Origin of the sequence: Isoptericola sp. NPDC056573 (assembly GCF_042793335.1) — a bacterium.
Lineage (GTDB): Bacteria > Actinomycetota > Actinomycetes > Actinomycetales > Cellulomonadaceae > Isoptericola.
In genome coordinates, this window is record NZ_JBHTUY010000003.1 from 102130 (window position 1) to 123003 (window position 20874).

16 protein-coding genes are annotated in these 20874 nt (G+C 73.7%); 8 read left to right on the forward strand and 8 right to left on the reverse strand.

The features are described 5' to 3' along the window. Nucleotides 1-151 precede the first annotated feature (151 nt). Entirely contained in the window at nt 152-1420 is a 1269-nt protein-coding gene (locus ACFQ8E_RS05585) for a GAF domain-containing protein (protein WP_430549592.1), read from the forward strand. A 3-nt stretch (nt 1421-1423) separates the two neighbouring features. Here the strand turns inward: ACFQ8E_RS05585 and ACFQ8E_RS05590 are convergent, their stop codons facing one another. Further along, nucleotides 1424-1816 (reverse strand): hypothetical protein, encoded by a 393-nt coding sequence (locus ACFQ8E_RS05590; protein ID WP_430549593.1) that lies wholly within the window; start codon nt 1814-1816, stop codon nt 1424-1426. 180 nt (nt 1817-1996) lie between these two features. Between ACFQ8E_RS05590 and ACFQ8E_RS05595 the strand changes: the two genes are divergently transcribed. The 3 genes from ACFQ8E_RS05595 to ACFQ8E_RS05605 all read left to right on the forward strand — a co-directional run bounded on the left by ACFQ8E_RS05595 (nt 1997) and on the right by ACFQ8E_RS05605 (nt 5334). Beyond that, nucleotides 1997-3520: an aldehyde dehydrogenase family protein gene (locus ACFQ8E_RS05595; RefSeq protein WP_430549594.1), complete on the forward strand. Its 1524-nt coding sequence runs from the start codon at nt 1997-1999 to the stop codon at nt 3518-3520. A gap of 4 nt (nt 3521-3524) precedes the next feature. Next, a complete protein-coding gene (locus tag ACFQ8E_RS05600) occupies nt 3525-3938 on the forward strand; it encodes a DUF779 domain-containing protein (protein WP_430549595.1) in 414 nt (137 codons plus the stop codon). Between the two features lie 106 nt (nt 3939-4044). Beyond that, nucleotides 4045-5334 (forward strand): YeeE/YedE family protein, encoded by a 1290-nt coding sequence (locus ACFQ8E_RS05605; RefSeq protein WP_430549596.1) that lies wholly within the window; start codon nt 4045-4047, stop codon nt 5332-5334. A gap of 27 nt (nt 5335-5361) precedes the next feature. Here ACFQ8E_RS05605 and ACFQ8E_RS05610 read toward each other — a convergent pair whose 3' ends face one another. Next, complete coding sequence (locus ACFQ8E_RS05610) at nt 5362-5727, reverse strand: DoxX family protein (RefSeq protein WP_430549597.1); 366 nt, start codon at nt 5725-5727, stop codon at nt 5362-5364. A 172-nt stretch (nt 5728-5899) separates the two neighbouring features. Between ACFQ8E_RS05610 and ACFQ8E_RS05615 the strand changes: the two genes are divergently transcribed. After that, nucleotides 5900-6892: a hypothetical protein gene (locus ACFQ8E_RS05615; protein ID WP_430549598.1), complete on the forward strand. Its 993-nt coding sequence runs from the start codon at nt 5900-5902 to the stop codon at nt 6890-6892. A 33-nt stretch (nt 6893-6925) separates the two neighbouring features. Here the strand turns inward: ACFQ8E_RS05615 and ACFQ8E_RS05620 are convergent, their stop codons facing one another. After that, a complete protein-coding gene (locus ACFQ8E_RS05620) occupies nt 6926-7405 on the reverse strand; it encodes an HNH endonuclease (protein ID WP_430549599.1) in 480 nt (159 codons plus the stop codon). 134 nt (nt 7406-7539) lie between these two features. Here ACFQ8E_RS05620 and ACFQ8E_RS05625 point away from each other — a divergent pair, with 134 nt between their 5' ends. Then, nucleotides 7540-8196, forward strand: a complete 657-nt coding sequence (locus ACFQ8E_RS05625) for a dihydrofolate reductase family protein (protein WP_430549600.1) — start codon at nt 7540-7542, stop codon at nt 8194-8196. A 2-nt stretch (nt 8197-8198) separates the two neighbouring features. Here ACFQ8E_RS05625 and ACFQ8E_RS05630 read toward each other — a convergent pair whose 3' ends face one another. Together ACFQ8E_RS05630 and ACFQ8E_RS05635 are read right to left on the reverse strand one after the other, a co-directional pair. Continuing rightward, a complete protein-coding gene (locus tag ACFQ8E_RS05630; RefSeq protein WP_430549601.1) occupies nt 8199-8621 on the reverse strand; it encodes a hypothetical protein in 423 nt (140 codons plus the stop codon). 53 nt (nt 8622-8674) lie between these two features. After that, complete coding sequence (locus ACFQ8E_RS05635) at nt 8675-11275, reverse strand: LuxR C-terminal-related transcriptional regulator (RefSeq protein ID WP_430549602.1); 2601 nt, start codon at nt 11273-11275, stop codon at nt 8675-8677. A gap of 258 nt (nt 11276-11533) precedes the next feature. On the opposite strand from ACFQ8E_RS05635, the gene ACFQ8E_RS05640 reads away from it, so the two are divergent. Then, nucleotides 11534-14704 (forward strand): Ig-like domain-containing protein, encoded by a 3171-nt coding sequence (locus ACFQ8E_RS05640; protein WP_430549603.1) that lies wholly within the window; start codon nt 11534-11536, stop codon nt 14702-14704. 322 nt (nt 14705-15026) lie between these two features. On the opposite strand, the gene ACFQ8E_RS05645 is transcribed toward ACFQ8E_RS05640, so the two are convergent. The 3 genes from ACFQ8E_RS05645 to aceA all read right to left on the reverse strand — a co-directional run bounded on the left by ACFQ8E_RS05645 (nt 15027) and on the right by aceA (nt 19176). Further along, complete coding sequence (locus ACFQ8E_RS05645; RefSeq protein ID WP_430549604.1) at nt 15027-15953, reverse strand: DinB family protein; 927 nt, start codon at nt 15951-15953, stop codon at nt 15027-15029. A 110-nt stretch (nt 15954-16063) separates the two neighbouring features. Beyond that, complete coding sequence (gene aceB, locus ACFQ8E_RS05650; RefSeq protein ID WP_430549605.1) at nt 16064-17803, reverse strand: malate synthase A; 1740 nt, start codon at nt 17801-17803, stop codon at nt 16064-16066. 59 nt (nt 17804-17862) lie between these two features. Then, nucleotides 17863-19176, reverse strand: a complete 1314-nt coding sequence (gene aceA, locus ACFQ8E_RS05655) for an isocitrate lyase (protein ID WP_430549606.1) — start codon at nt 19174-19176, stop codon at nt 17863-17865. Nucleotides 19177-19326: 150 nt separating this feature from the next. On the opposite strand from aceA, the gene ACFQ8E_RS05660 reads away from it, so the two are divergent. Then, nucleotides 19327-20826 (forward strand): helix-turn-helix domain-containing protein, encoded by a 1500-nt coding sequence (locus ACFQ8E_RS05660; RefSeq protein WP_430549607.1) that lies wholly within the window; start codon nt 19327-19329, stop codon nt 20824-20826. The last annotated feature ends 48 nt before the right edge of the window (nt 20827-20874 follow it).

The following is a 20874-nucleotide window of genomic DNA, read 5'->3' on the forward strand; positions in this document are numbered from 1 at the left end:
GCCACCTTGGTCGGGGTGAGGTCGTGCGCGCTGCGTGCCATGGGCACCACGCTGCCCACGGCTCGGGGGTGATCCAGGGTCCGGCGATCCGTGGCCGGGCCGTCCGCCCCCTAGACTGGCGGCGCCCGGACGACGACGTCGGGAGGTCGCGATGCACGGGGACAGCTTCTCCGCGGGGCACGGCCCGCGCGGGGTCGGGGTGCGTCGTGACCCGCGCACCGTGCGCGCCGCGTACGAACGCTTCCTCGGCACGGGCGAGCCGCCCGGCGGCATCGACCCCGTCGTCGCCGACTCCTGGCGCCGCTCCCTGCGCAACGGCGTCGACCCGGACACCCCGCACCCGCAGGTCGCGCTGGCCGACGCCGAGCTCGCCGCCTACCGCGCCGCCCACCCGCTCGCCGCCGTCATGCCGGTCGTGCGGGAGCTCGTCGTCGACGGCGCGGCGGACGACGGCCTGGTCGTCGCCGTCTCCGACGAGATCGGCCGCCTGCTCTGGGTGGAGGGGAACCGTCGCCTCCGCGGCGCGGTCGACCGCCTGGGCTTCGTCGAGGGCGCCGTGTGGGGCGAGGAGAGCGTGGGCACCAACGCGCCGGGCACGGCGCTCGCGACCCGCAGGGCGGTCCAGGTGATCGGCGCCGAGCACTTCTCCCGACCCGTGCAGGAGCTCAGCTGCGCCGCCGCGCCCATCCGCGACCCCGCCACGGGCCGGGTGCTCGGCGTCCTCGACGTCACGGGGCGGCGGGCCGCGGCGACGCACGTCGTGCTGTCGCTCGTGCGGGCCACGGTCGCGACCGTGGAGCGCGAGCTCGCGACCCGCGCCGCTGCGGCCGCGCACCCGGCAGGCGTCGGCCCCGTCGACCTCCGCGTGCTCGGGCGGCCCGTGCTGTGTACGCCCGCAGGGGAGCGGTCGTTGTCGCTGCGGCACGCCGAGATCCTGCTGCTGCTCGCGGAGCACCCGTCGGGCCTCGCCGCCGACGAGCTCGCCGTGCTGCTGCACCCCGGGGAGCTCTCCGACGTCACCGTGCGGGCCGAGGTCTCCCGGCTGCGGCACGTCGTCGGCGCGCTGCTGGCCGGGTCGCGGCCGTACCGGCTCGCCCGCCCCCTGCGCACCGACGCGGGCGACGTGCGCGCGGCCCTCGTCGACGGCGACGCGCGCGCCGCCGTCGACGCCTACGCGCCACTGCTGCCGCGGTCCGTGGCCCCGGGCGTCGAGCGGCTGCGCGCCGAGCTCTCGGCCGAGGTCCGTGCCGCCGTCCTGGCCGCCGGCGACCCGGACGCCCTGGACGCGTGGGTGCGCGGTGCCGACGGCGCCGACGACCACGCCGCCTGGACCCGCCTGCTCGACGTCGCCCCGGCCGGCAGCCCGCAGGCCGTGCGCGCCCGCGCCCGTGCCGGGCTGCTCGACGCCGAGCTGGGCTGAGGGTCAGCAGCGCTCGAGCGCGCCCTTGAGGTCGTCGCCGGGGCAGACGCTGCGGCTCCAGGTGCCCGACCCGTAGGTGTCGCCTGTCGTGTCGCGGAAGATCTCGAGGCCGCCGCCCCCGACGCGGTAGTAGGTGAACGTCGGGTCGCCCTCGGTGGTCGGAGTCATCACCGTGAGCTCGGCCCCGGACTCCCACGCCGCGTCGAGGCAGTCACGCGCGTCGGCAGGGATCCCGCCACCCTGCGCGCCGTGCTCGACCTCGCCGCAGGAGGTGCGCTGCTCCCGGAGGACGAACAGGGATCGGGCGAGCGCGCCGCCCGGCGTGAGCACGAAGGCGCCCACCACCACGGCGAGCACCACTCCCGCGCCGATCAGCAACCGCGACCTGCCGCGCATCGACGCCTCCCGTCCCGTCGCGGGCCGGCTCCCGGCCCTCCGGCGATCCTGCGGTCCGCTCGGGCCAGGGTCCAGCCCGGACCGTCGTGCGGACCGCACTGCAACGGAACTGCAACCCTGCGCCTCCTACCGTCGCGTCCATCGCGGCGCGACGAGGCGCCGCACGTGCGAGGAGGCAGCATGACCGTCTACGCAGCCCCCGGTCAGCCCGGGGCGATCGCCGAGTACCGCGCCCGGTACGACCACTGGATCGGCGGGGAGTACGTCCCGCCGGCGAGCGGGCAGTACTTCGAGAACCCCAGCCCGGTCACGGGGCAGACCTTCACCGAGGTGGCGCGCGGGAACGCCGAGGACATCGAGCGCGCGCTCGACGCCGCCCACGGAGCGGCGCCCGCGTGGGGGCGCACGTCCGTCACGGAGCGGGCGAACGTCCTCAACAGGATCGCCGACCGCATGGAGGCGCACCTCGAGGAGATCGCGGTCGCCGAGACCTGGGAGAACGGCAAGCCCGTCCGCGAGACCCTCGCCGCCGACATCCCGCTCGCCATCGACCACTTCCGCTACTTCGCGGGCGCCATCCGCGCGCAGGAGGGGTCGATCTCGGAGATCGACGAGGACACCGTCGCGTACCACTTCCACGAGCCGCTCGGCGTGGTCGGGCAGATCATCCCGTGGAACTTCCCGATCCTCATGGCCACGTGGAAGCTGGCCCCGGCGCTCGCGGCGGGCAACGCCGTCGTGCTCAAGCCGGCCGAGCAGACCCCGGCGTCGATCCTGTTCCTCATGGACCTCATCGGCGACCTGCTGCCGCCCGGCGTGGTCAACGTCGTCAACGGGTTCGGCGTCGAGGCGGGCAAGCCGCTCGCGTCGAGCTCGCGCATCCGCAAGATCGCGTTCACCGGCGAGACGACGACCGGCCGCCTGATCATGCAGTACGCGTCGCAGAACATCATCCCGGTGACGCTGGAGCTCGGCGGCAAGAGCCCGAACATCTTCTTCTCGGACGTCGCGTCGGCGAAGGACGACTACTACGACAAGGCCCTCGAGGGGTTCACGATGTTCGCCCTCAACCAGGGGGAGGTGTGCACCTGCCCGTCGCGCGCGCTGATCCAGGCCGACATCTACGACCAGTTCCTCGGCGACGCCCTGGAGCGCACGAAGGCCGTGAAGCAGGGCAACCCGCTGGACACCGACACGATGATCGGCGCGCAGGCGAGCAACGACCAGCTCGAGAAGATCCTGTCGTACATCGACATCGGCAAGGCGGAGGGCGCCAAGGTCCTCACGGGCGGGGGCCGCGCGGAGATGGACGGCGACCTGGCGGGCGGCTACTACGTGACGCCCACCGTCTTCGAGGGCAAGAACTCGATGCGGATCTTCCAGGAGGAGATCTTCGGGCCGGTCGTGTCGGTGACGGAGTTCGCGGACTTCGACGACGCCATGAAGATCGCCAACGACACCCTCTACGGGCTCGGCGCGGGCGTCTGGTCCCGGCAGGGCGAGACGGCGTACCGCGCGGGGCGCACCATCGAGGCCGGGCGCGTGTGGACGAACTGCTACCACGCGTACCCGGCGGCCGCGGCGTTCGGCGGGTACAAGGGCTCCGGCGTCGGGCGCGAGAACCACAAGATGATGCTCGACCACTACCAGCAGACGAAGAACCTCCTGGTCAGCTACTCGGGCCAGAAGCTCGGGTTCTTCTAGACCGATGACCGACGACACGATCTCCCGTGTCGCCGTGACGGACGCCGCAGCCGGGCTCCTCGCCCGGCTGCGGCGCCAGCACGGCGAGCTGATGTTCCACCAGTCCGGTGGCTGCTGCGACGGCTCCAGCCCCATGTGCTACCCCGACGGCGACTTCCTCCTCGGGGACGCGGACGTGCACCTCGGGGACCTCGCCGTGACCGACGGGCCGGCGGACGAGCCCGGCGCGACGGGGGAGACCTTCGCCGTGCCGGTCTGGATGAGCCGCGCGCAGTTCGAGTACTGGCGGCACACGCACCTGACGATCGACGTCGTCCCCGGCCGCGGCGCAGGGTTCAGCGTGGAGGCGCCGGAGGGCGTGCGGTTCCTCATCCGGTCGCGGCTGCTCACCGACGCCGAGTGGGGAGCGCTGCGCTGAGCGCGGGCGGTCCCATGATGTGGGACGGCGCGGCCCGGACCTAGAGACCGACGGTTGCCGAGGGGTACGGTCCGACCGTCCGCACCCCCGTCCCGAGGAATCCGTCGTGACCACCGCCGCCCCCGTCCGTCCGCAGCGCTCCCTGCGCGCGCCCGCCCCGACCAGCGTGCCCGCCCCGGCCGCGCCCCCGGCGCCGCCCGTGTCCCGGGTCCCGCTGGCCGTGAGTGCCGTCGTCGGCGTCGCGCTCGTGGCCTGGACCGCGGCGCAGCACGGCGTCAAGCCCGCCGTGCTGCTCCTCCTGGGCATCGGCCTGGGCACGGCGCTCTTCCACTCGCGGTTCGGCTTCACGTCCGCGTGGCGGCGCCTCGTGGCCGTCGGGAACGGCGCCGGGCTGCGCGCGCACACCGTGCTGCTCGGCGCGACGGCGGTGCTGTTCGCCCTGCTCATCGGCTCCGGCGCCGGGCTGTTCGGCTCGGTGCCCGCGCCCAGCGCCGGGACCATCGGCGTGGGCCTGCTGCTCGGCTCGTTCCTTTTCGCGGTCGGGATGCAGGTCGGGGGCGCGTGCGCGTCCGGCACGCTGTTCGCCGTCGGCTCGGGGCAGACGTCGATCGTGCTCACGCTCGGCGGGTTCGTCGTCGGGTCGACGCTCGCCGCCTGGCAGGCGCCGCTCTGGCAGGACCTGCCCGCGCTCGAGCCGGTGCTGTTCGCGGACTGGTTCGGCGGCAGCGGCTGGGCGTGGGCCGGCTCCCTGGCCGTCACGCTGGCGCTGCTGTCGCTGGTGTGGGCCGCGTCGCGCGTCGTGCAGGCCCGCCGCACGCCGCCGCCCGAGGGTGCCGTCCCGTCCGCCCGCACGCCGTGGGCGCGCGTCGTGCGCGGGTCGTGGCCGCTGGTCGTGGGCGCCCTCGTGCTCGCCGTGCTGGGCGGGCTGGTGATGCTCGTCTCCGGGGGTGCGTGGGGCATCACCAGCGCGTTCGCGCTGTGGGGCTCGAAGCTCGTGGGGCTGCTCGGCGGCAACCCCGAGGCCTGGGCCTACTTCCAGCCGGAGCCGCAGGCCGCTGCGCTCGCCGGCCCGGTGCTCACCGACAAGACGAGCCTGACCGACATCGGCATCATCGTGGGCGCGGCGCTCGCGGCGTCCGCGGCCGGCGTGTGGAAGCTGCACACCCGCGTGCCCGCCCGGCTGGCGCTCGGCGCGGTCCTGGGCGGCATCGCGATGGGGATCGGCGCGCGCATCGCCGGTGGCTGCAACATCGGCGCCTATCTCGCCGGCATCGCGTCCGGGTCGGCGCACGGCTGGATCTGGGGCGCGGTCGCGCTCCTCGGCACCTGGGTGGGGCTCCGCCTGCGGCCCCTGTTCGGTCTCGGGGTGCCGGCGCCGCGCGACAGCGTCTGCTGACGGCCGGGGCCCGGCGGCGCACGGCTCCTACCAGCCGGCGAACCGCCCCACGGCCACGAACGCCGCGGCGAGCAGCAGGAGCACGTTGACCCACAGCTGCGCCAGCTCGCCACGGCGGACGTGCACCGAGATCGCCAACGCCTGCAGCACGACGAGGCAGGTCGCGGCGGTCGCGGTGAGCCACGGCTGGACGTCGGCGGCCAGGGGGAGGATCAGGCCCAGCGCGCCGGCGATCTCCGCCAGGCCGATGAAGCGCACCACGACGACCGGGAAGTCCTCCACCCACCCCATGGACGCGCGCAGGCGCTCGCGGCCGCGGGTCAGCTTGACGAAGCCCACCGCCAGGTAGAGCAGGGCCAGCAGCCCGGCGGCGACCCACAGTCCGATGTTCATCCGTGCCTCCTCGCGGCAGAAGCTCGTCGGCGGGGCGGCGGCGGTGCCTGGTGTCGTGCACGGTGCGGAGCGGCGACGCCGTCGTGCCTGCTGGGAACCTAGCGCGGGGACGTCGCGACCGGAACGACCATGCCCGTGGTGTCGGAGGGTCGGCGCCCGATATGTTCTCCCGGTGACCCGAGAGACCCTCCCCTCCCTGTCGGCGCTGCCCGCGTGGCTCGTGCCGTCCGTGTTCCTGCACTGGTCGGCCGACTGGCTGACGGAGTCCGTCGCGATCGCGACCCGCTCGCCCGAGCACCGGCTGCCGGCCGGCCCGGACGGTCCGCAGCGCGGGGACGTGGTGGTCACGGTGCTCGGCGATGCCGGTGTGGTCGCCGCCGTCGAGCTCATGGGCGCCAGCGACGGCGAGAGCTGGGTGAGCGACGACCTGTTCGGCCCGGACCGGCCGATCGTCTGGGCCGACATGTTCGAGGGCGCCGACACCTACACGGGCACGTCCGGCTGGCTGCCGCCCGAGCACGCGCGCCTCGTGCTCGACGGTGTCGCGGACCAGTTCCGCGGCGGGCCCGTCCACACGCTGGACCCGGGCGACTGCGGAGCCGGCGCCACCGCGCCCGACGTGCACGCCCTGCGCATCCTCGGCCACCGGGCGGTGACGGGCTGGTCGATGCGCCGCGAGGAGCGCTGCGCCACCTGCGAGCGGTTCGTCGACGTGCACCGCATGCAGGCCCACGACGACGGCGCCGTCCGCCTCGGCACCACCACCGCCGGCGGGCGCACCCTCGAGCAGCTCGTGCGCGACGTGCACCTGCTGTGCGGGCAGTGCCACGACCTGCTGCACGCGCACACCGTGGCGTCGCAGCGCGCGCGGATGCGGCCCCAGTGCCCGGGCTGCGGCGCGCGCGGCAAGACCAAGCGGATCGTGTGGGGCATGACGTTCCAGGACGACGTGATGAACGCCGAGCCGGACGTCGTGTACGGCGGCTTCGAGGTGCCCGTGCCCACGCCCGAGTGGTACTGCACCGAGTGCCACGCGAACTTCGCGAGCAGCGTCATCGCGTCCCGTGCCCTCACCCCGGCGGACCACGGCGGCGCGAACGCGCTGCCCGCCACCGGGTCGCTCACGGTGGTGCCGGACCTGCCGGACGACGCCCCCGCCGCCTGACGGCCCGCCGACGCCCCGGCTGGTGCCGGGGCGTCAGGCCGCCGCGGTCACGGCGGTGCGCCGTCGACGGCGCACGATCCCGTGCTCCGCGGGCGGGACGAACGGCGCGAGCAGCAGCGGCATGCCGGCCTCCAGCGGCGTGCGGTCGGCCTTGCGCCCGTTGCACGCCTCGCAGGCGGCGACGAGGTTCAGCCACGACGAGTCGCCACCGCGGGAGCGGGGGATCACGTGGTCCACGGTCTCCGCCGGGCCGCCGCAGTAGGCGCACGCCCCGTCGCGACGCTTCACGCCGTCCTTGGTGACTGCCGGCCGGCCGGCGCTGCGGTACCGCCAGCGCATCGCGACGTACCGCACCAGGCGCAGCACGCGGGGCATCGGGTACGGGCCGAAACGGTGGCCCTCGACCGCCTCCTCGACGACCGCGACCTCGCGGACCAGCATCGTGATGGCGTGCTTGACCGACACGCGGTGCAGGGGCTCGTAGCCCGCGTTGAGCACCAGCACGTCGGCCACGGCCCGGCTCCCTCCTCGACGGTCCGGTAGCGTGTGTGAATCCGGTCACAGCATGCTGCCGAGGTGAAAGTATGCCGCTGAGGCGCGGAAGTCCAGGGCAAAGGCCGGCCGGGTGGTCGATGACGGAGGATCCCATGCGGCTCAGCGTCAACATCTTCACGTCGCTCGACGGGGTGGTGCAGGGTCCGGGCGGGCCCGAGGAGGACACCCGCGAGGGCTTCACCGAGGGTGGCTGGTTCGTCCCGTTCACCACGGACCCGGTGTTCGGGGAGGTCGTGGACGGCTGGTTCGCCGAGGTCGACGCCTTCCTGCTCGGCCGCACCACCTACGACATGTTCTGGGCGTCGTGGGGGCAGGTCACCGACCTGGACGACGCCCTCGCCGCCCGCATCGACGCCGGGCCGCGCTATGTCGTGTCCTCGACCCTGCGCGACCCGGCGTGGGCGGGGACGACCGTCATCGACCCCGCCGGCGACGCCTCGCTGGCCGCCCAGGTGCAGGCCCTCAAGGACGGGCGCGACGGCGAGCTGCAGGTGCACGGCAGCGCGCGTCTCGCGAGCACCCTGCACGACCTGGGGCTCGTCGACGTCTGGCGCCTCGTCGTCGCGCCCGTCGTCGTCGGCTCCGGCGCGCGCCTGTTCGACGCCGGCGCCGCGCCGTCCGGGTTCGCCGTCACGTGGTCGCGCATCGGCGACAGCGGGCTGGTGTTCCTGGAGCTCGAGCCGCGGCCGCTGCGGCACGGCACCGCCGACGTCGTCGACGGCAGCCAGTCGGTCCGCGTCCAGGACTGAGGTCACGCGTCGTCGAGCGCCAGCGGCCGCACCTGGCCGCCGGCGGCGACGAAGAACCCGCGCAGCCGCACGCCCTGGGCGTCGGCCTGCTCGCGCAGGTCGCGGTTCCAGGCGCGGTCGTCGACGGTGAGCGTCGCATCGCCGGGGCGCTCCAGCACGACGACGGCGCAGCCGCCGGGCGCCTCGTCGTCGACGACGCTGCGCAGCACGGTGCCCAGACCGACGAGGGCCGCGGCGTCGGGGCGCAGCGGAACGTCCTCGATCGGCAGGGCGAGGCCGAGGAGCCGGTCGTCGGCGTCGAGCCAGGTCACGGTGAGCGTGCGCCCCCGGGGGTGGACGCCTCCCGCGAGGAAGTGGGCGAGCTCCAGCAGCTCGGCGTCGTCGGCGACCTCGTCGCCCGGGCGGAACGGGGTGATGGTGTCCATGCCTGGCCACCCTGCCGGAGCCGACGAGGGCTCCGCTGCCGTTATCCACAGGCTCAGGTGCCCAGCAGGTCCGGGGTGAGCTCGTTGCGGCTGTCCACGCCGAGCTTCGCGACGACCCGGCCGAGCGTGTTCTGCACGGTGCGGACGCTGAGGTGCAGCTGGCGCGCGATCTCCTCGTTCGAGGTGCCGGCGGAGACGAGCGAGGCGAGCTGCCGCTCGCGGGGCGTGAGCCCCACGGCGCGGTCCACCGGCCGCACGATCGCCCCGGGCTCGCCCCCGTGCCTGCGCACCAGCTCGCGGGCCTCGGCGAGGGTCCGGCGCACTGCGGTCGCGTCCCCGGTGTCCTGCACGCGGCCGGCGGCGTGCGCGAAGGCGCGGGCGCCGAGGAGGACCTGCCCTTCGGTGACCAGCTGGCGTCCGATGTCGAAGGCCTCCTCCGCGGTCGCGTCCGACGCGTGCGCGAGCTGCACCAGCGCCGACACCAGACCGGAGCTCGTCGAGGAGCGCAGCGAGTCGAGGGTGGCGAGCCGCTCGGCGTCCACGGCGAAGTCCACGGCGAGGCTCCCGGCGACGCTGCCCGCCAGGATCGCGCCACGGCCGAACAAGGTCTGGGCCTCCGCCCACAGGTCGTCCGCGGCACGACGGCGGGAATCGGTGGACTCGCCGTGAGCCCGGGTGTCCAGCAGCCCCGCCGCCCAGGTGGGCGTCGTGAAGGGGTAGGGGCCGAGCGTGCCGTGCTGTTGGTACGCCTGCTGCACGAGCACGCTCGCGGACTCCCTCCGCCCTTCCATGGCGGCGAGCGCTGCCGCGACGGACCGGTTCCCGGCCTCGAACTGCCGGTGCAGCGTGGGACGCAGCCCCGTGGAGAGCACCGTCCCGAGATGGGTGTGCAGCTCGCTCATGCGCGCGCCCAGGAAGAGGGCCAGCGACACCACGTAGCCGTGCCCGTGGATCACGTCGGGGTCCAGCTCGGCCCGACCTCGTTCGAGGAGGGCCCGCGAGACCTTCAGGGCCTCGTCGTGCCGGCCGGCCGAGACGAGGGCGACCCCGCGGACGACGCCGGACCACACGGTCTGCTCGACGTCCTGACCAGGGGCCGACGCCGCGTCCCAGGCGAGCGCCCCGTCCGCGTCGGCGGACGCGAGCCGGCGCTGGGTCTCGACCCGCTCCACCGTCTGGCGTGCCACCTCGGGCACCGCTGGGGCGTCCAGCTCCTGGGCGCCGAAGGGCACCCGGTCGTGCAGGATCCGCAGCCGGCGCTCCTCGGCCTCGAGCCACGGCGCGAGGTCGCCCGCCGTCGCCCGCGCCACGGCGAGGGTCGCAAGAGCGCCCGACAGGTCGTCGTCCACCTCGGCCGCGACGTTCGCGCACCAGATGGTCCATCGGGTGCGCCAGACCGGGTCGTCGCCCGGGGGCGTCGCGTCGATGACGGCGTGGACGGAGGCGGAGTCCGCAGCCCCGATCACCAGCGTGCGGATGTAGGGGATCGCCGTCTTCGGCGACGGGCCCGCCTCCCACTCGTGCCGGCGGGTGAGCGTCGAGCGGTACCACTCCTCGGCGAAGAGCCGGTTGAGCACCGTGCCCGCCTCCTCAGGTCCCTCGCCCGAGAGGAACGGGTCGACGAGGGTCGAGGGGAGCGGAAGGCGCACCGGCAGCGGGCGGTCTATCGGGGCCGGGCGGCCCTCGGGACGCACGGCCCCCAGCCGCTCGTCGAGCTCGAAGCGGCGGATGCGGGGCAGGACGTGGCGGAGGTACTCGGCGACGGCGTGCGGGAAGAGGCCGACGACGAGATCCTCGCCCCGGGTCCCGTACCGGAGCAGGCCGGCTGCCTCGAGCTCCGCCAAGGCTTCCGTGGACGTGAGATCTCGAGCAGTGGCGACCGGCAGCGTGCCGGCGACCGCGAGAGTCTCGATCGCGGAGCGGGCGTGGGCGCCGAGCCCGTCGAGGAAAGGCTCGAGCGCAGGTGCCAGCTCGAGTGAGAACAGGTCGCCGTCGAGGTGCCAGGTCCCGTGATCCTGCCGCACGTCGCCTCGCCGCTGGGCGATCGACAGCATCGCCAGCGCGAGCCGCGGCAGGCCGCCCGACATGGTGAACAGCCTTCCCGTGAGCGACGCGGACACGGAGCCGGGCAGCACGCCGGCGACGAGGTCCTGCAGCGCGTCCAGGCCGAGGGCCGACAGGGTGACCCGGGTCGCCGGCTGGAGGTCGACCCCGGGAATGAGGTGCGCGCCGCGGCGGGGGCGTGAGGTCGTCAGGATCGGGAACGCGTGGCGCGCGTGCGTCGCCGCGACGACACCCGCCGACGTCTCGTCGATCGCGTCGACGTCGTCGATGACGAGGACCGCGCGGTGCGGCGCGAGCGCTGCCTCGAGCTGCGCGGACGCCACGGCCACGGCAGAGCTGCTGCGCGCGTCCGAGCGGGGGACCAGACCGGCGAGGGCGAGCACCTCGAGCGGGCGGTTCTGGAGCACACGGACCCCGTAGACGCGCAGCACCGTCCAGCCGGCGTCCTCCAGCGCGGCGGCGACCGCGCCGGCGAGAGTGCTGCGGCCCGAGCCCGGAAGGCCCACGATCTCGACGCTCGTGCCCGCCTGCAGCTGTCTGACGATGCCGTCGCGCATCCCCCGGTGCAGCAGTTCGGGTCCGGTGGCCACGGCCACACGCTAGCCGCGGCGGGACGGCACGGCGCGGGGAGGCTCGCACGCCCGGCCTGCACGGGTCGGCCCCACGGCGCACGGCGGCGTCGCTCGGCGCACGACCAGGCGGCCATCGAGGCACGTGCTGCGAGCAACCGGTCGTGCATCGCGCATCGGCGCCTTGAATCGATTCGAGGCCGCGCCCCCGAACGCGAGGGCAGCAGGCCGCCACAGACGTCGCGAGGGAGAGCCCTCGCAGGACAGGAAGAGAACACCATGTCGAACAGAACGACGCGTCCGGTCCGCAACGGCCGGCGCATGGCACGTGCGGCGGGAAGCTCGTTCCTCGCGGCAAGCATCGCGCTCTCGGGCGTGGCGCTCGGCGCCGGCGCACAGGCCGACGATGGCGCCACCGCGACCAGCACGGCGGACGAGGCCCCCGCCGACGGGTCGGGCGAGGACGGTTCCGCCAGCGGCGGTTCATCGTCCGACGAGGCCCCGGCGACCGAGACCCCCGAGCCGGAGACTTCGGAGCCCGAGACCCCGGAGCCCGAGACCCCGGAGTCGGCGGCCCCCGAGGCTCCGGCGAGCAGCTCGTCGAAGGACGACGGGACGTCGGCCGGCTCGACCGATCAGAAGGCCACCACGCAGCGCGCCCCGGAGAAGACGGAGGACGCACAGACGCAGGAGAAGCAAGCCCGGGCCACCGTCAGCGTCGACGACGTGACGGTCGAGGAGGGGCAGTCGGCGAGGGTGTCCGGCACGACCACCCAGGCTGGCACCGGTTTCGAGACACGCGTCCACCTCTACAAGAACGGGATTCGCGTTGCGTCCAGGACGGTCGACGCCAGGCAGTGGACGGCCGACTTCGGGACCAACCTCGCGCCCGGAACCTACACGGTGAGGGCAACGACCTACCAGTGGTACCTCCTCGGCTGGAGGGAGGTCGGTCACGCCACCGGCAGCCTGTCGGTCACCGAGAAGCAGAAGCTCCCGCCGCAGATCACGGGTACGAGCGTCAAGTCGACCGGCCAGAGCGCGACCGAGCACTACGACGACGAGAAGGTCACGGTGTCGGCGAGCGTCACGAAGGGCTCGGCCGACGTCCAGAGCGCGAAGCTCGTGCTGAACGGCAACTCGTACGACATGGCGTACAGCAACGGCACAGCCACCAAGGCCATGGGCGAGCTGAAGGCTGGCAAGTACTCGGGCACCATCACGGTGACCGACAAGAACGGCAAGACCGACGAGGCGAACGTCAGCTTCGAGGTCAAGAAGGTCGTGCGGCCCGCGATCGACATCACCGGGACCGCCCAGATCGTCGAGGGCGACACCGCGACGATCTCCGGCACCTCGACGCAGGGCCGTGACGGCGATGGCGTCCGGGTCACTCTGACGAAGGGCCACGTGCAGAAGTCGGGCGAGGCGAAGGTCGCCCCAGACGGCACCTGGACCATCGACATCACGGGGCTCACCGAGGGCGAGTGGCGCGTCACGGCGAAGGTCATCGGCACCAACGCGACCGACACCGCGACGCTCAAGGTCGCCACGCTGGTCAAGCCGTCGGTGAGCGCGCCCAAGGTCTCCTCGGACGGCGCGGACGGTCACTGGTCGGACGAGACGTTCACGTTCTCCGGCACCGCGACCAAGGGTTCCCACGACCTCCAGAAGGTCCAGGTGAGGATCGACAACGGCCAGTGGCAGGACGTCTCGGTCGGTGCCGACGGCACGTGGACCCTGTCGAAGGACGGCCTCCAGGGCGGCAACCACACCGTGTCCGTCCGGGCGGTGGACGTCAAGGACAACGTGTCCCCGGTCCAGCAGAAGCAGTTCGAGGTCAAGAAGTACGAGGCGCCCACGGTCTCCGTGGACGGTGGCTCGGTGATCGAGGGCCGGTCGGTCGAGCTCGACGGACACGTGACCGGTGGGTCCCCGCAGGTCCCGTCGGGTTCGACGGTGTCGGTGACCCTCACTCAGGGTGACGACGTGCGGACCCTGACGGCGACGACCGGCTTCCGCGGCAGCTTCGAGGTCGACACCCCGACGGACCTGGCGCCGGGCACGTACTCGGTCGTCGCGTCGGTGACGGACGGTCGCGGCGCGGTCGTGAAGTCGAAGGCGGCCAAGCTCAAGGTCGTCGCGAAGGCGGCGGTCGAGGCCACGGCCACGGCCCAGGCCGATGCGGACAGCGGGACCGTCCGGGTCTCCGGCACGGTGACCTACACGGGCCCGGACGGGGCCACGGTCACCATCGTCAACCCCTGGGGCGAGAACCTCGTCACGACGGGCGTCGGCAACGGGGACGTCCTGGAGTACGAGTTCGACTCGGGCAAGGCCTGGATCAGCGCCGGCGTGATCGACGTGATCGCCTCCGTGGGCTCGCACCCGACGGGCCAGCGCGTCACGGCCGAGGCTCCTTACCAGGAGGCCGACGCCGTCGAGGTCACCGGCACGGTGGTCGCGGAGTCGTCGCTGGACGCGCACGGCGAGGTCATCCTCGCGGGCACGTTCACCAACACGAGCTCGGGTGCGGTCAAGGCCGTGCTGAGACTTCCGGACGGCACGACGATCGACCTCGGCTTGGTCCGCGCCGGCGAGGAGGTGCCCTGGCAGAAGCTGCTGACGGGGATCCGCAGCGTCGAGGCGGGTGACGTGACGGTCGACATGACCCGCGTGGTCCGCGACGGCCGCCAGGTGCAGAAGTTCACCGGTACGGCCTCGGGTGCGTACGCGGCGATCGGGTACGTGGCCCCGCAGATCCAGATCACCACCCCGAGCCACGGCACGACGTTCACCACGGACGACGCGGTGCAGGTCGGCTCGGCCCTCACCAAGGGATCCCACGGGATCCAGTCCGTGAACATCACGGCGGTACGGGACTCCGGCGAGCAGTTCGTGCAGAGCCTGAAGGTCGCCGAGACCGACAGCCCGGTCGCCCGGGCCGCGGCACAGGCGACGACCTACGACGCCCTGTTCCGTGACCTGCCGGTGGGTTCGTACGAGGTGACGGCCACGGCCGTCGACTCGACGGGCGAGGTGGTCGACGACTCGGTGACCATCGAGGTCACCCGGGCGAAGGTTCCGGGTGGTGACGACGGCACCGACGGCACCGACGGCACCGACGGCACCAACGGCGCTGGCGGTGAGAACGGCACCGACGGCACCGACGGTGCTGGTAGCGCCGGTGGCACGGACGGATCGAGCGCCGGCACGGTCGGATCGCTCGCCGGCTCGGGTCTCGGTTCGGGCGGCTCGGACGGCGGCTCCGGTGCAGTGGAGTCCGGTGTGGTGGGCTCCGGCTCGCAGGACGCGACCACCGGCACCAGCGGGACGCTGCCGCGGACCGGCATGGACACCGGGGGCCTGCTGGCCCTGGTCGGTGCGCTGCTTGCCTCGGGCCTGGCGGCCCTGGGCATCCGGCGCCGCAAGGGCCACACCGAGGCGTGACCCTCGGGGATCTGAGCCCATCGGCTGAGACCCATCCGCGAAGCCCCCGCCACGGGAGACCGTGGCGGGGGCTTCGTGCTGCTCAGGCGTCGTCGAGCGCCAGCGGCCGCACCTGGCCGCCTGCCGCGACGAAGAACCCGCGCAGCCGCACGCCCTGGGCGTCGGCCTGCTCGCGCAGGTCGCGGTTTCATGCGCCGTCACCCTGCCGCACCGGAGAGGCCGCCCGCCGTGGTGATCCACAGGCCACACCACCCCCCGCTGCCGAGCATGCGGTGGCGCACGTTCTGAGCGCTCAGAAGGTGCGCCACCGCATGCTCGGCGGTCAGGGGGTGAGCACCTCGGCCAGCTCCGTGCGGCCGAGGAAGTCCGCCCAGCCGGCCGGCGTCGTCCCGAAGCGGCCGTCGACGGCCGCGGGGTCCGCGCCGTGGTCGAGCAGCAGCCGGGCGTCGTCCGGGGTGCCGGTGGTGGCCGCGAAGTGCAGCGCCGTGGCGCCGTCGTCGGTCGCGACCGTGACCGGGAAGCCGTGCTCCACGAGCGACCGGACCGCGTCCCAGCGGCCCAGCCCGGCCAGCTCGACGACCAGAGTCGGGTACCGGTCGGGCAGGTCGCCCAGCCCGCCGTCGAGCCGGAGCATGCGCTCGAGGTCGGCCGCGCTGCCGCCGAGCGCCGTCGCGACGAGGGGGTCGCGGCGCTGACTCTGCGCGCGGTAGAGGTCGCGCAGCAGGCAGATCTCGGCGCCGTGCGCCATCGCCTCGCGGTTGAGGTGCACGACGAGGGCGGCGAGGGAGTCGTCCGCGTACGGCCCGCCGCGGGGCCCGAGCGGCGCGGCGAGCGCGTCGTCGTCGAGCCGCGAGAGGTGATCGCGCCACAGCCCGTACCCCTCGCGCAGGAGGTCGAGGCCGCCGCCGGCGGTCAGCGGGAGGGGCTCCGGCCAGTGCCGTGCGTCGAACATGTCGGCGTCCGCGGGGGCGGGCGTGGGGCCGAAGAGCGCGCGGCCCCGCTTGCCCCAGACGTCGCGCCCCAGGTGCGCGCAGCGCCACGCGATCGTCGTCACCGGCGGCACGGGCGGGTCCACCGGCGTCAGCTCGATCCGGACGGTGCCCGCGTCGTCACGCCGCAGGCTCCATGCGCCGTCGACCGGCTCCCAGAGGTACTCGTCGTCGGTCAGCCCCTGCAGCCGCGGCCACAGGTGCACGTCCCAGTAGAACTCGACCTGGCCCAGCAGGAGCTCGCGCAGCGTCGTCGTCATCCCTCGATCCTGCCCGAGGCGACGCCGAACAGGCGGTTGACACCGTTATCGGCCCCGCTGGGTCGCGATCACGGTGTCAACCGCCTGTTCGGCGACAGACGGGAGGGCGCTCAGCCGGCCAGGTAGCGGGCGTACGCGCCGGTGGTGAGGAACGGCGGGAACTCCTCGCCCAGGGCCACCTCGCGGAACAGTGCCGCGGCGTCCTCGAAGCGGTCGCCGGCGAACCGGGGCAGGCCGCGCAGGACGTCGCGCAGCACGGCCTCGCAGCGCACGCGGGTGATGGGCAGGCCGTCGTCCGTGGTCGTGCCCGACGCGACCCACTGCCACACCTGCGACCGGGAGATCTCGGCCGTGGCCGCGTCCTCCATGAGGTGGTCGATCGCCGCCGCGCCGGTGCCGCGCAGCCACGACTCGATGTACCGCAGCCCCACGGACACGTTGGTGCGCAGCCCGCCCGCCGTCACGGTGGCGCCCCCGCGCCGGGCGGAGGCGACGTCGAGCAGCTCCGCCTGCCCCACCTCGACGTCGTCGCGCAGGCGGTCGGTCTGGTTCTCGCGGTCGCCGAGCACCTCGTCGAAGGCCCCGCGCGCCACCTCGACCAGGTCCGGGTGGGCCACCCAGGTGCCGTCGAAGCCGTCGTGGGCCTCGCGCGTCTTGTCGGCCCACACCTGCTCGACGGCGCGCTCGGTCACCTCGGGGGAGCGGCGGTCGGGGATGAAGGCGCTCATGCCGCCGATGGCGTGCGCCCCCCGCTTGTGGCACGTGGCGACCAGCAGCTCCGTGTACGCCCGCATGAACGGCGCGGTCATCGTCACCTGCCCCCGGTCGGGCAGCACGTACGACGACCCCCGCTTCCGGAAGCACTTGATCACGCTGAACAGGTAGTCCCAGCGCCCCGCGTTGAGGCCGGCGCAGTGGTCGCGCAGCTCGTAGAGGATCTCCTCCATCTCGAACGCGGCCGGCAGCGTCTCGATGAGGACGGTCGCGCGGATGGTGCCGCGCGGGAGGCCGAGCGCCTCCTGCGCCGCCTCGAAGACCTCGTTCCACAGCCGCGCCTCGCGGTAGCCCTCGAGCTTCGGCAGGTAGAAGTACGGCCCCCGGCCCCGGGCGACCAGCTCGTGCGCGTTGTGGAACAGGTACAGGCCGAAGTCCACCAGCGAGCCCGACGCCGGCTGGGTCGAGCCGTCCGGCCCGGTGTACGCCAGGTGCGACTCGAACAGGTGCCAGCCGCGCGGGCGGAACACGATCGTCGGCAGCTCGGTGAGGTCGGTGGAGCGCAGCGCGTACTGCTTGCCCGCCGGGTTGGTGAACGTCAGCGTGCCGCGGATCGCGTCGCGCAGGGCGAGCTGCCCCTCCACCACGTTGCGCCACGTCGGGGACTGCGCGTCCTCGGCGTCGGCCAGCCAGCACCGGGCGCCCGAGTTCAGCGCGTTGATCGTCATCTTCGGGTCCGTCGGGCCCGTGATCTCGACCCGTCGGTCGCTCAGCCCCGGCGCCCCGGCCGCGCCCGCGACCCGCCAGGACGGGTCGTCGCGCACGGGCCGGGTGGCGGGGTTGAAGTCCGGGTCCTCGCCGTCCGCGACGCGTCGCATCCGCCGCTGCCGCTCCAGCAGCAGCCCGGTGCGGTCGTCGGCGAACCGGTCGTGCAGCATCGCCAGGAACGCCAGCGCCTCCGGGGTGAGGATCTCCTCGTCCCGCGCCTCCAGCGGGGCGGTGACGGTGAGGTGCCCCTCCGCGAGCGACGTCCCGCCCCAGACGAACGGGTCGGTCGCGGTGTCGGCGAGGGGGGTGCCGACGGCGGGCGCGACGGCGGGCACCGGGGCGGTGGTCGGGGACGTGAGCGTGGTCATGGCGTGCCTCCGGTCTGTCGGGGCTGAGCGGGTGGGGGAGGTTCAGAGCCCTGCGGCTCTCAGAACTGCGCGGCCTCGGTGGAGCCGGCGAGCGCGAGGGTGGCGGCGTCGGGGTTGAGCGCCGTCGACACGCGGTCGAAGTAGCCGGTGCCGACCTCGCGCTGGTGCCTGGTCGCGGTGTAGCCGCGCTCCTCGGCGGCGAACTCGGCCTCCTGGAGCCGCACGTAGGCGGACATCTGCTCGCGGGCGTAGCCGTGGGCGAGGTCGAACATCGAGTAGTTGAGGGCGTGGAAGCCGGCCAGCGTGATGAACTGGAACCGGAAGCCCATCGCGCCGAGCTCGCGCTGGAACTTCGCGATCGTGTCGTCGTCCAGGTGCTTCTTCCAGTTGAACGACGGCGAGCAGTTGTAGGCCAGCATCTGGTCCGGGAAGTCGGCCTTGACGGCCTCGGCGAACTTGCGCGCGAGCTCGAGGTCGGGGGTGCCCGTCTCCATCCAGATGAGGTCGGCGTACGGGGCGTAGGCCTTGGCCCGGGCGGTGCACGGCTCGACGCCGTTGCGCACCTCGTAGAAGCCCTCGCCCGTGCGGCCGCCGGTGAGGAAGGGGCGGTCGCGCTCGTCGACGTCGGAGGTGATCAGGGTGGCGGCCTCGGCGTCGGTGCGGGCGATCACCACGGACGGCACGTCGGAGACGTCCGCCGCGAGGCGCGCGGCGTTGAGGGTGCGCACGTGCTGCTGGGTCGGGATGAGCACCTTGCCGCCCAGGTGGCCGCACTTCTTCTCGCTGGCGAGCTGGTCCTCCCAGTGCACGCCCGCGGCGCCCGACGCGATCATCGACCGCATCAGCTCGTACGCGTTGAGCGGCCCGCCGAACCCGGCCTCGGCGTCCGCCACGATCGGGGCGAGCCAGTCGCGCGTCGGGGCGCCGTTCTCGGAGACGTCGATCTGGTCGGCGCGCAGCAGGGCGTTGTTGATGCGGCGCACGACGGCGGGCACGGAGTTCGCCGGGTAGAGCGACTGGTCGGGGTAGGTCTGGCCCGCCAGGTTCGCGTCGCCGGCCACCTGCCAACCGGAGAGGTAGATCGCCTGCAGGCCCGCCTTGACCTGCTGCACGGCCTGGTTGCCGGTCAGCGCGCCGAGCGCGTTGATGAAGTCCTCCTCGTGCAGCTGGCGCCACAGCCGCTCGGCGCCGCGCCGGGCCAGCGTGAACTCCTCACCGACCGACCCGCGCAGCGCGACGACGTCCTCCGCGGTGTAGTCGCGGCTGATGCCCTCCCAGCGCGGGTCGGTGGCCCACTGCTCGGCGAGCTGCGTGGCCGTCTGGGCCTGGTCGCCGGCGCGGGTGGTGCTGCGGGAGTCGAGGATGGCGGTCATGTCGAGCCTCTTTCGTGTGTCTCGGTCGTCGGTGGCGGTGCCGATGACCACGACCCTCGCGCGCCGTGCCACCCCGCGGCCAGGAATTCTGAGGAGAAATTCCGGGGTTCTTCTCCTGGACGGAAGGTGTGGCACGTGTCACCCTCGAGCATGGCCATCTCGACCGACCCCCGGCCCGGTACCCGGGACGACGCGACGCTGCCGATCGACCAGGAGGCCGACGCCCTGACGATCGGCCGCCGCATCCGGCACCTGCGCACCCGCCGCGGCATGACCCTGGAGCAGCTCGGAGAGGCCATCGGACGTGCGCCGTCGCAGGTCTCGATGCTCGAGAACGGCAAGCGCGAGCCCACGATCGCGCGCCTGCAGGCGGTGGCCCGCGCCCTCGGCGCGAGCGTGGAGGACCTGCTCTCCGCCCAGGCGCCGTCGCACCGGGACGCGCTCGAGATCGAGCTGGAGCGCGTGCAAAGGGGGTCGCTCTTCTCCGCGCTCGGCGTGCACCCTGTGAAGGTCGGCAAGTCCCTCCCGACCGACGCGCTCGAGGCGATCGTGGGCCTGCAACGCGAGCTGGAGCGGCTGCACTCCGAGCGCGCGCTGACCCCGGAGGAGGCGCGCCGGGCGAACACGGAGCTGCGCGCCGACATGCGCGCGCAGGACAACTACTTCCCCGACCTGGAGATCGTCGCGCGCGGCCTGCTCGACGACGTCGGGCACGGTCGCGGCCCGCTGCCGCAGCGGGCGGTGGGGGAGCTCGCCGCCCACCTCGGCTTCTCGATCCACTACGAGCCGGACCTGCCGCAGTCCACGCGCGCCGTCATCGACCAGCTCCACCGGCGCGTCTACCTGCCGAGCAACGGGATCCGCGGACGGTCGGAGGCGCGCTCCGCGGTGCTGCAGGCGCTCGCGTCGCACGTGCTGGAGCACGCCGAGCCGCGCGACTACCGCGAGTTCCTGCGCCAGCGCGTCGAGGCCAACTACCTGTGCGCGGCGCTGCTGGTGCCCGAGCGTGACGCGGTCAAGCAGCTGCGCGAGGCGAAGGAGCGGCGGTCGATCTCGCTGGAGGACCTGCGCGACGCGTTCGCCGTCTCCTACGAGACGGTGGCGCACCGCTTCACGAACCTGGCGACCCGGCACCTGGGCATCCCGGTGCACTTCATGAAGGTCCACGAGTCGGGGTCGATCCACAAGGCGTACGAGAACGACGGCGTGCGGTTCCCTGCCGACCCGCTGGGCACCGTGGAGGGGCAGCACGTGTGCCGGCACTGGACGGCGCGGGTGGTGTTCGGTATCGCCGACCGGCTCAGCCCGTACTACCAGTACACGGACACCCCGACCGGCACGTACTGGTGCACCTCCCGGGTGCAGGACACGCCCGACGGGCGGTTCTCCGTGAGCGTCGGCGTGCCGTACGCGCAGGTCAAGTGGTTCCTGGGGCGGGAGACGACGGCACGCAGCACGTCGCGCTGCCCGGACGAGGGCTGCTGCCGGCGCCCGGCAGAGCCGCTCGCCCGCCGCTGGGGCGGGCACGCGTTCCCGAGCGCCCGCCCGCACGCGTCGATGCTGGCGGCGATGCCGTCCGGCGCGTTCCCCGGCGTGGACACGACCGAGGTCTACGAGTTCCTGGAGCGGCACGCGCCCGGGGACGAATGACGCCGACCATGCGGTTGCGCACGTTCTGAGCAGGCATTCCGTGCGCAA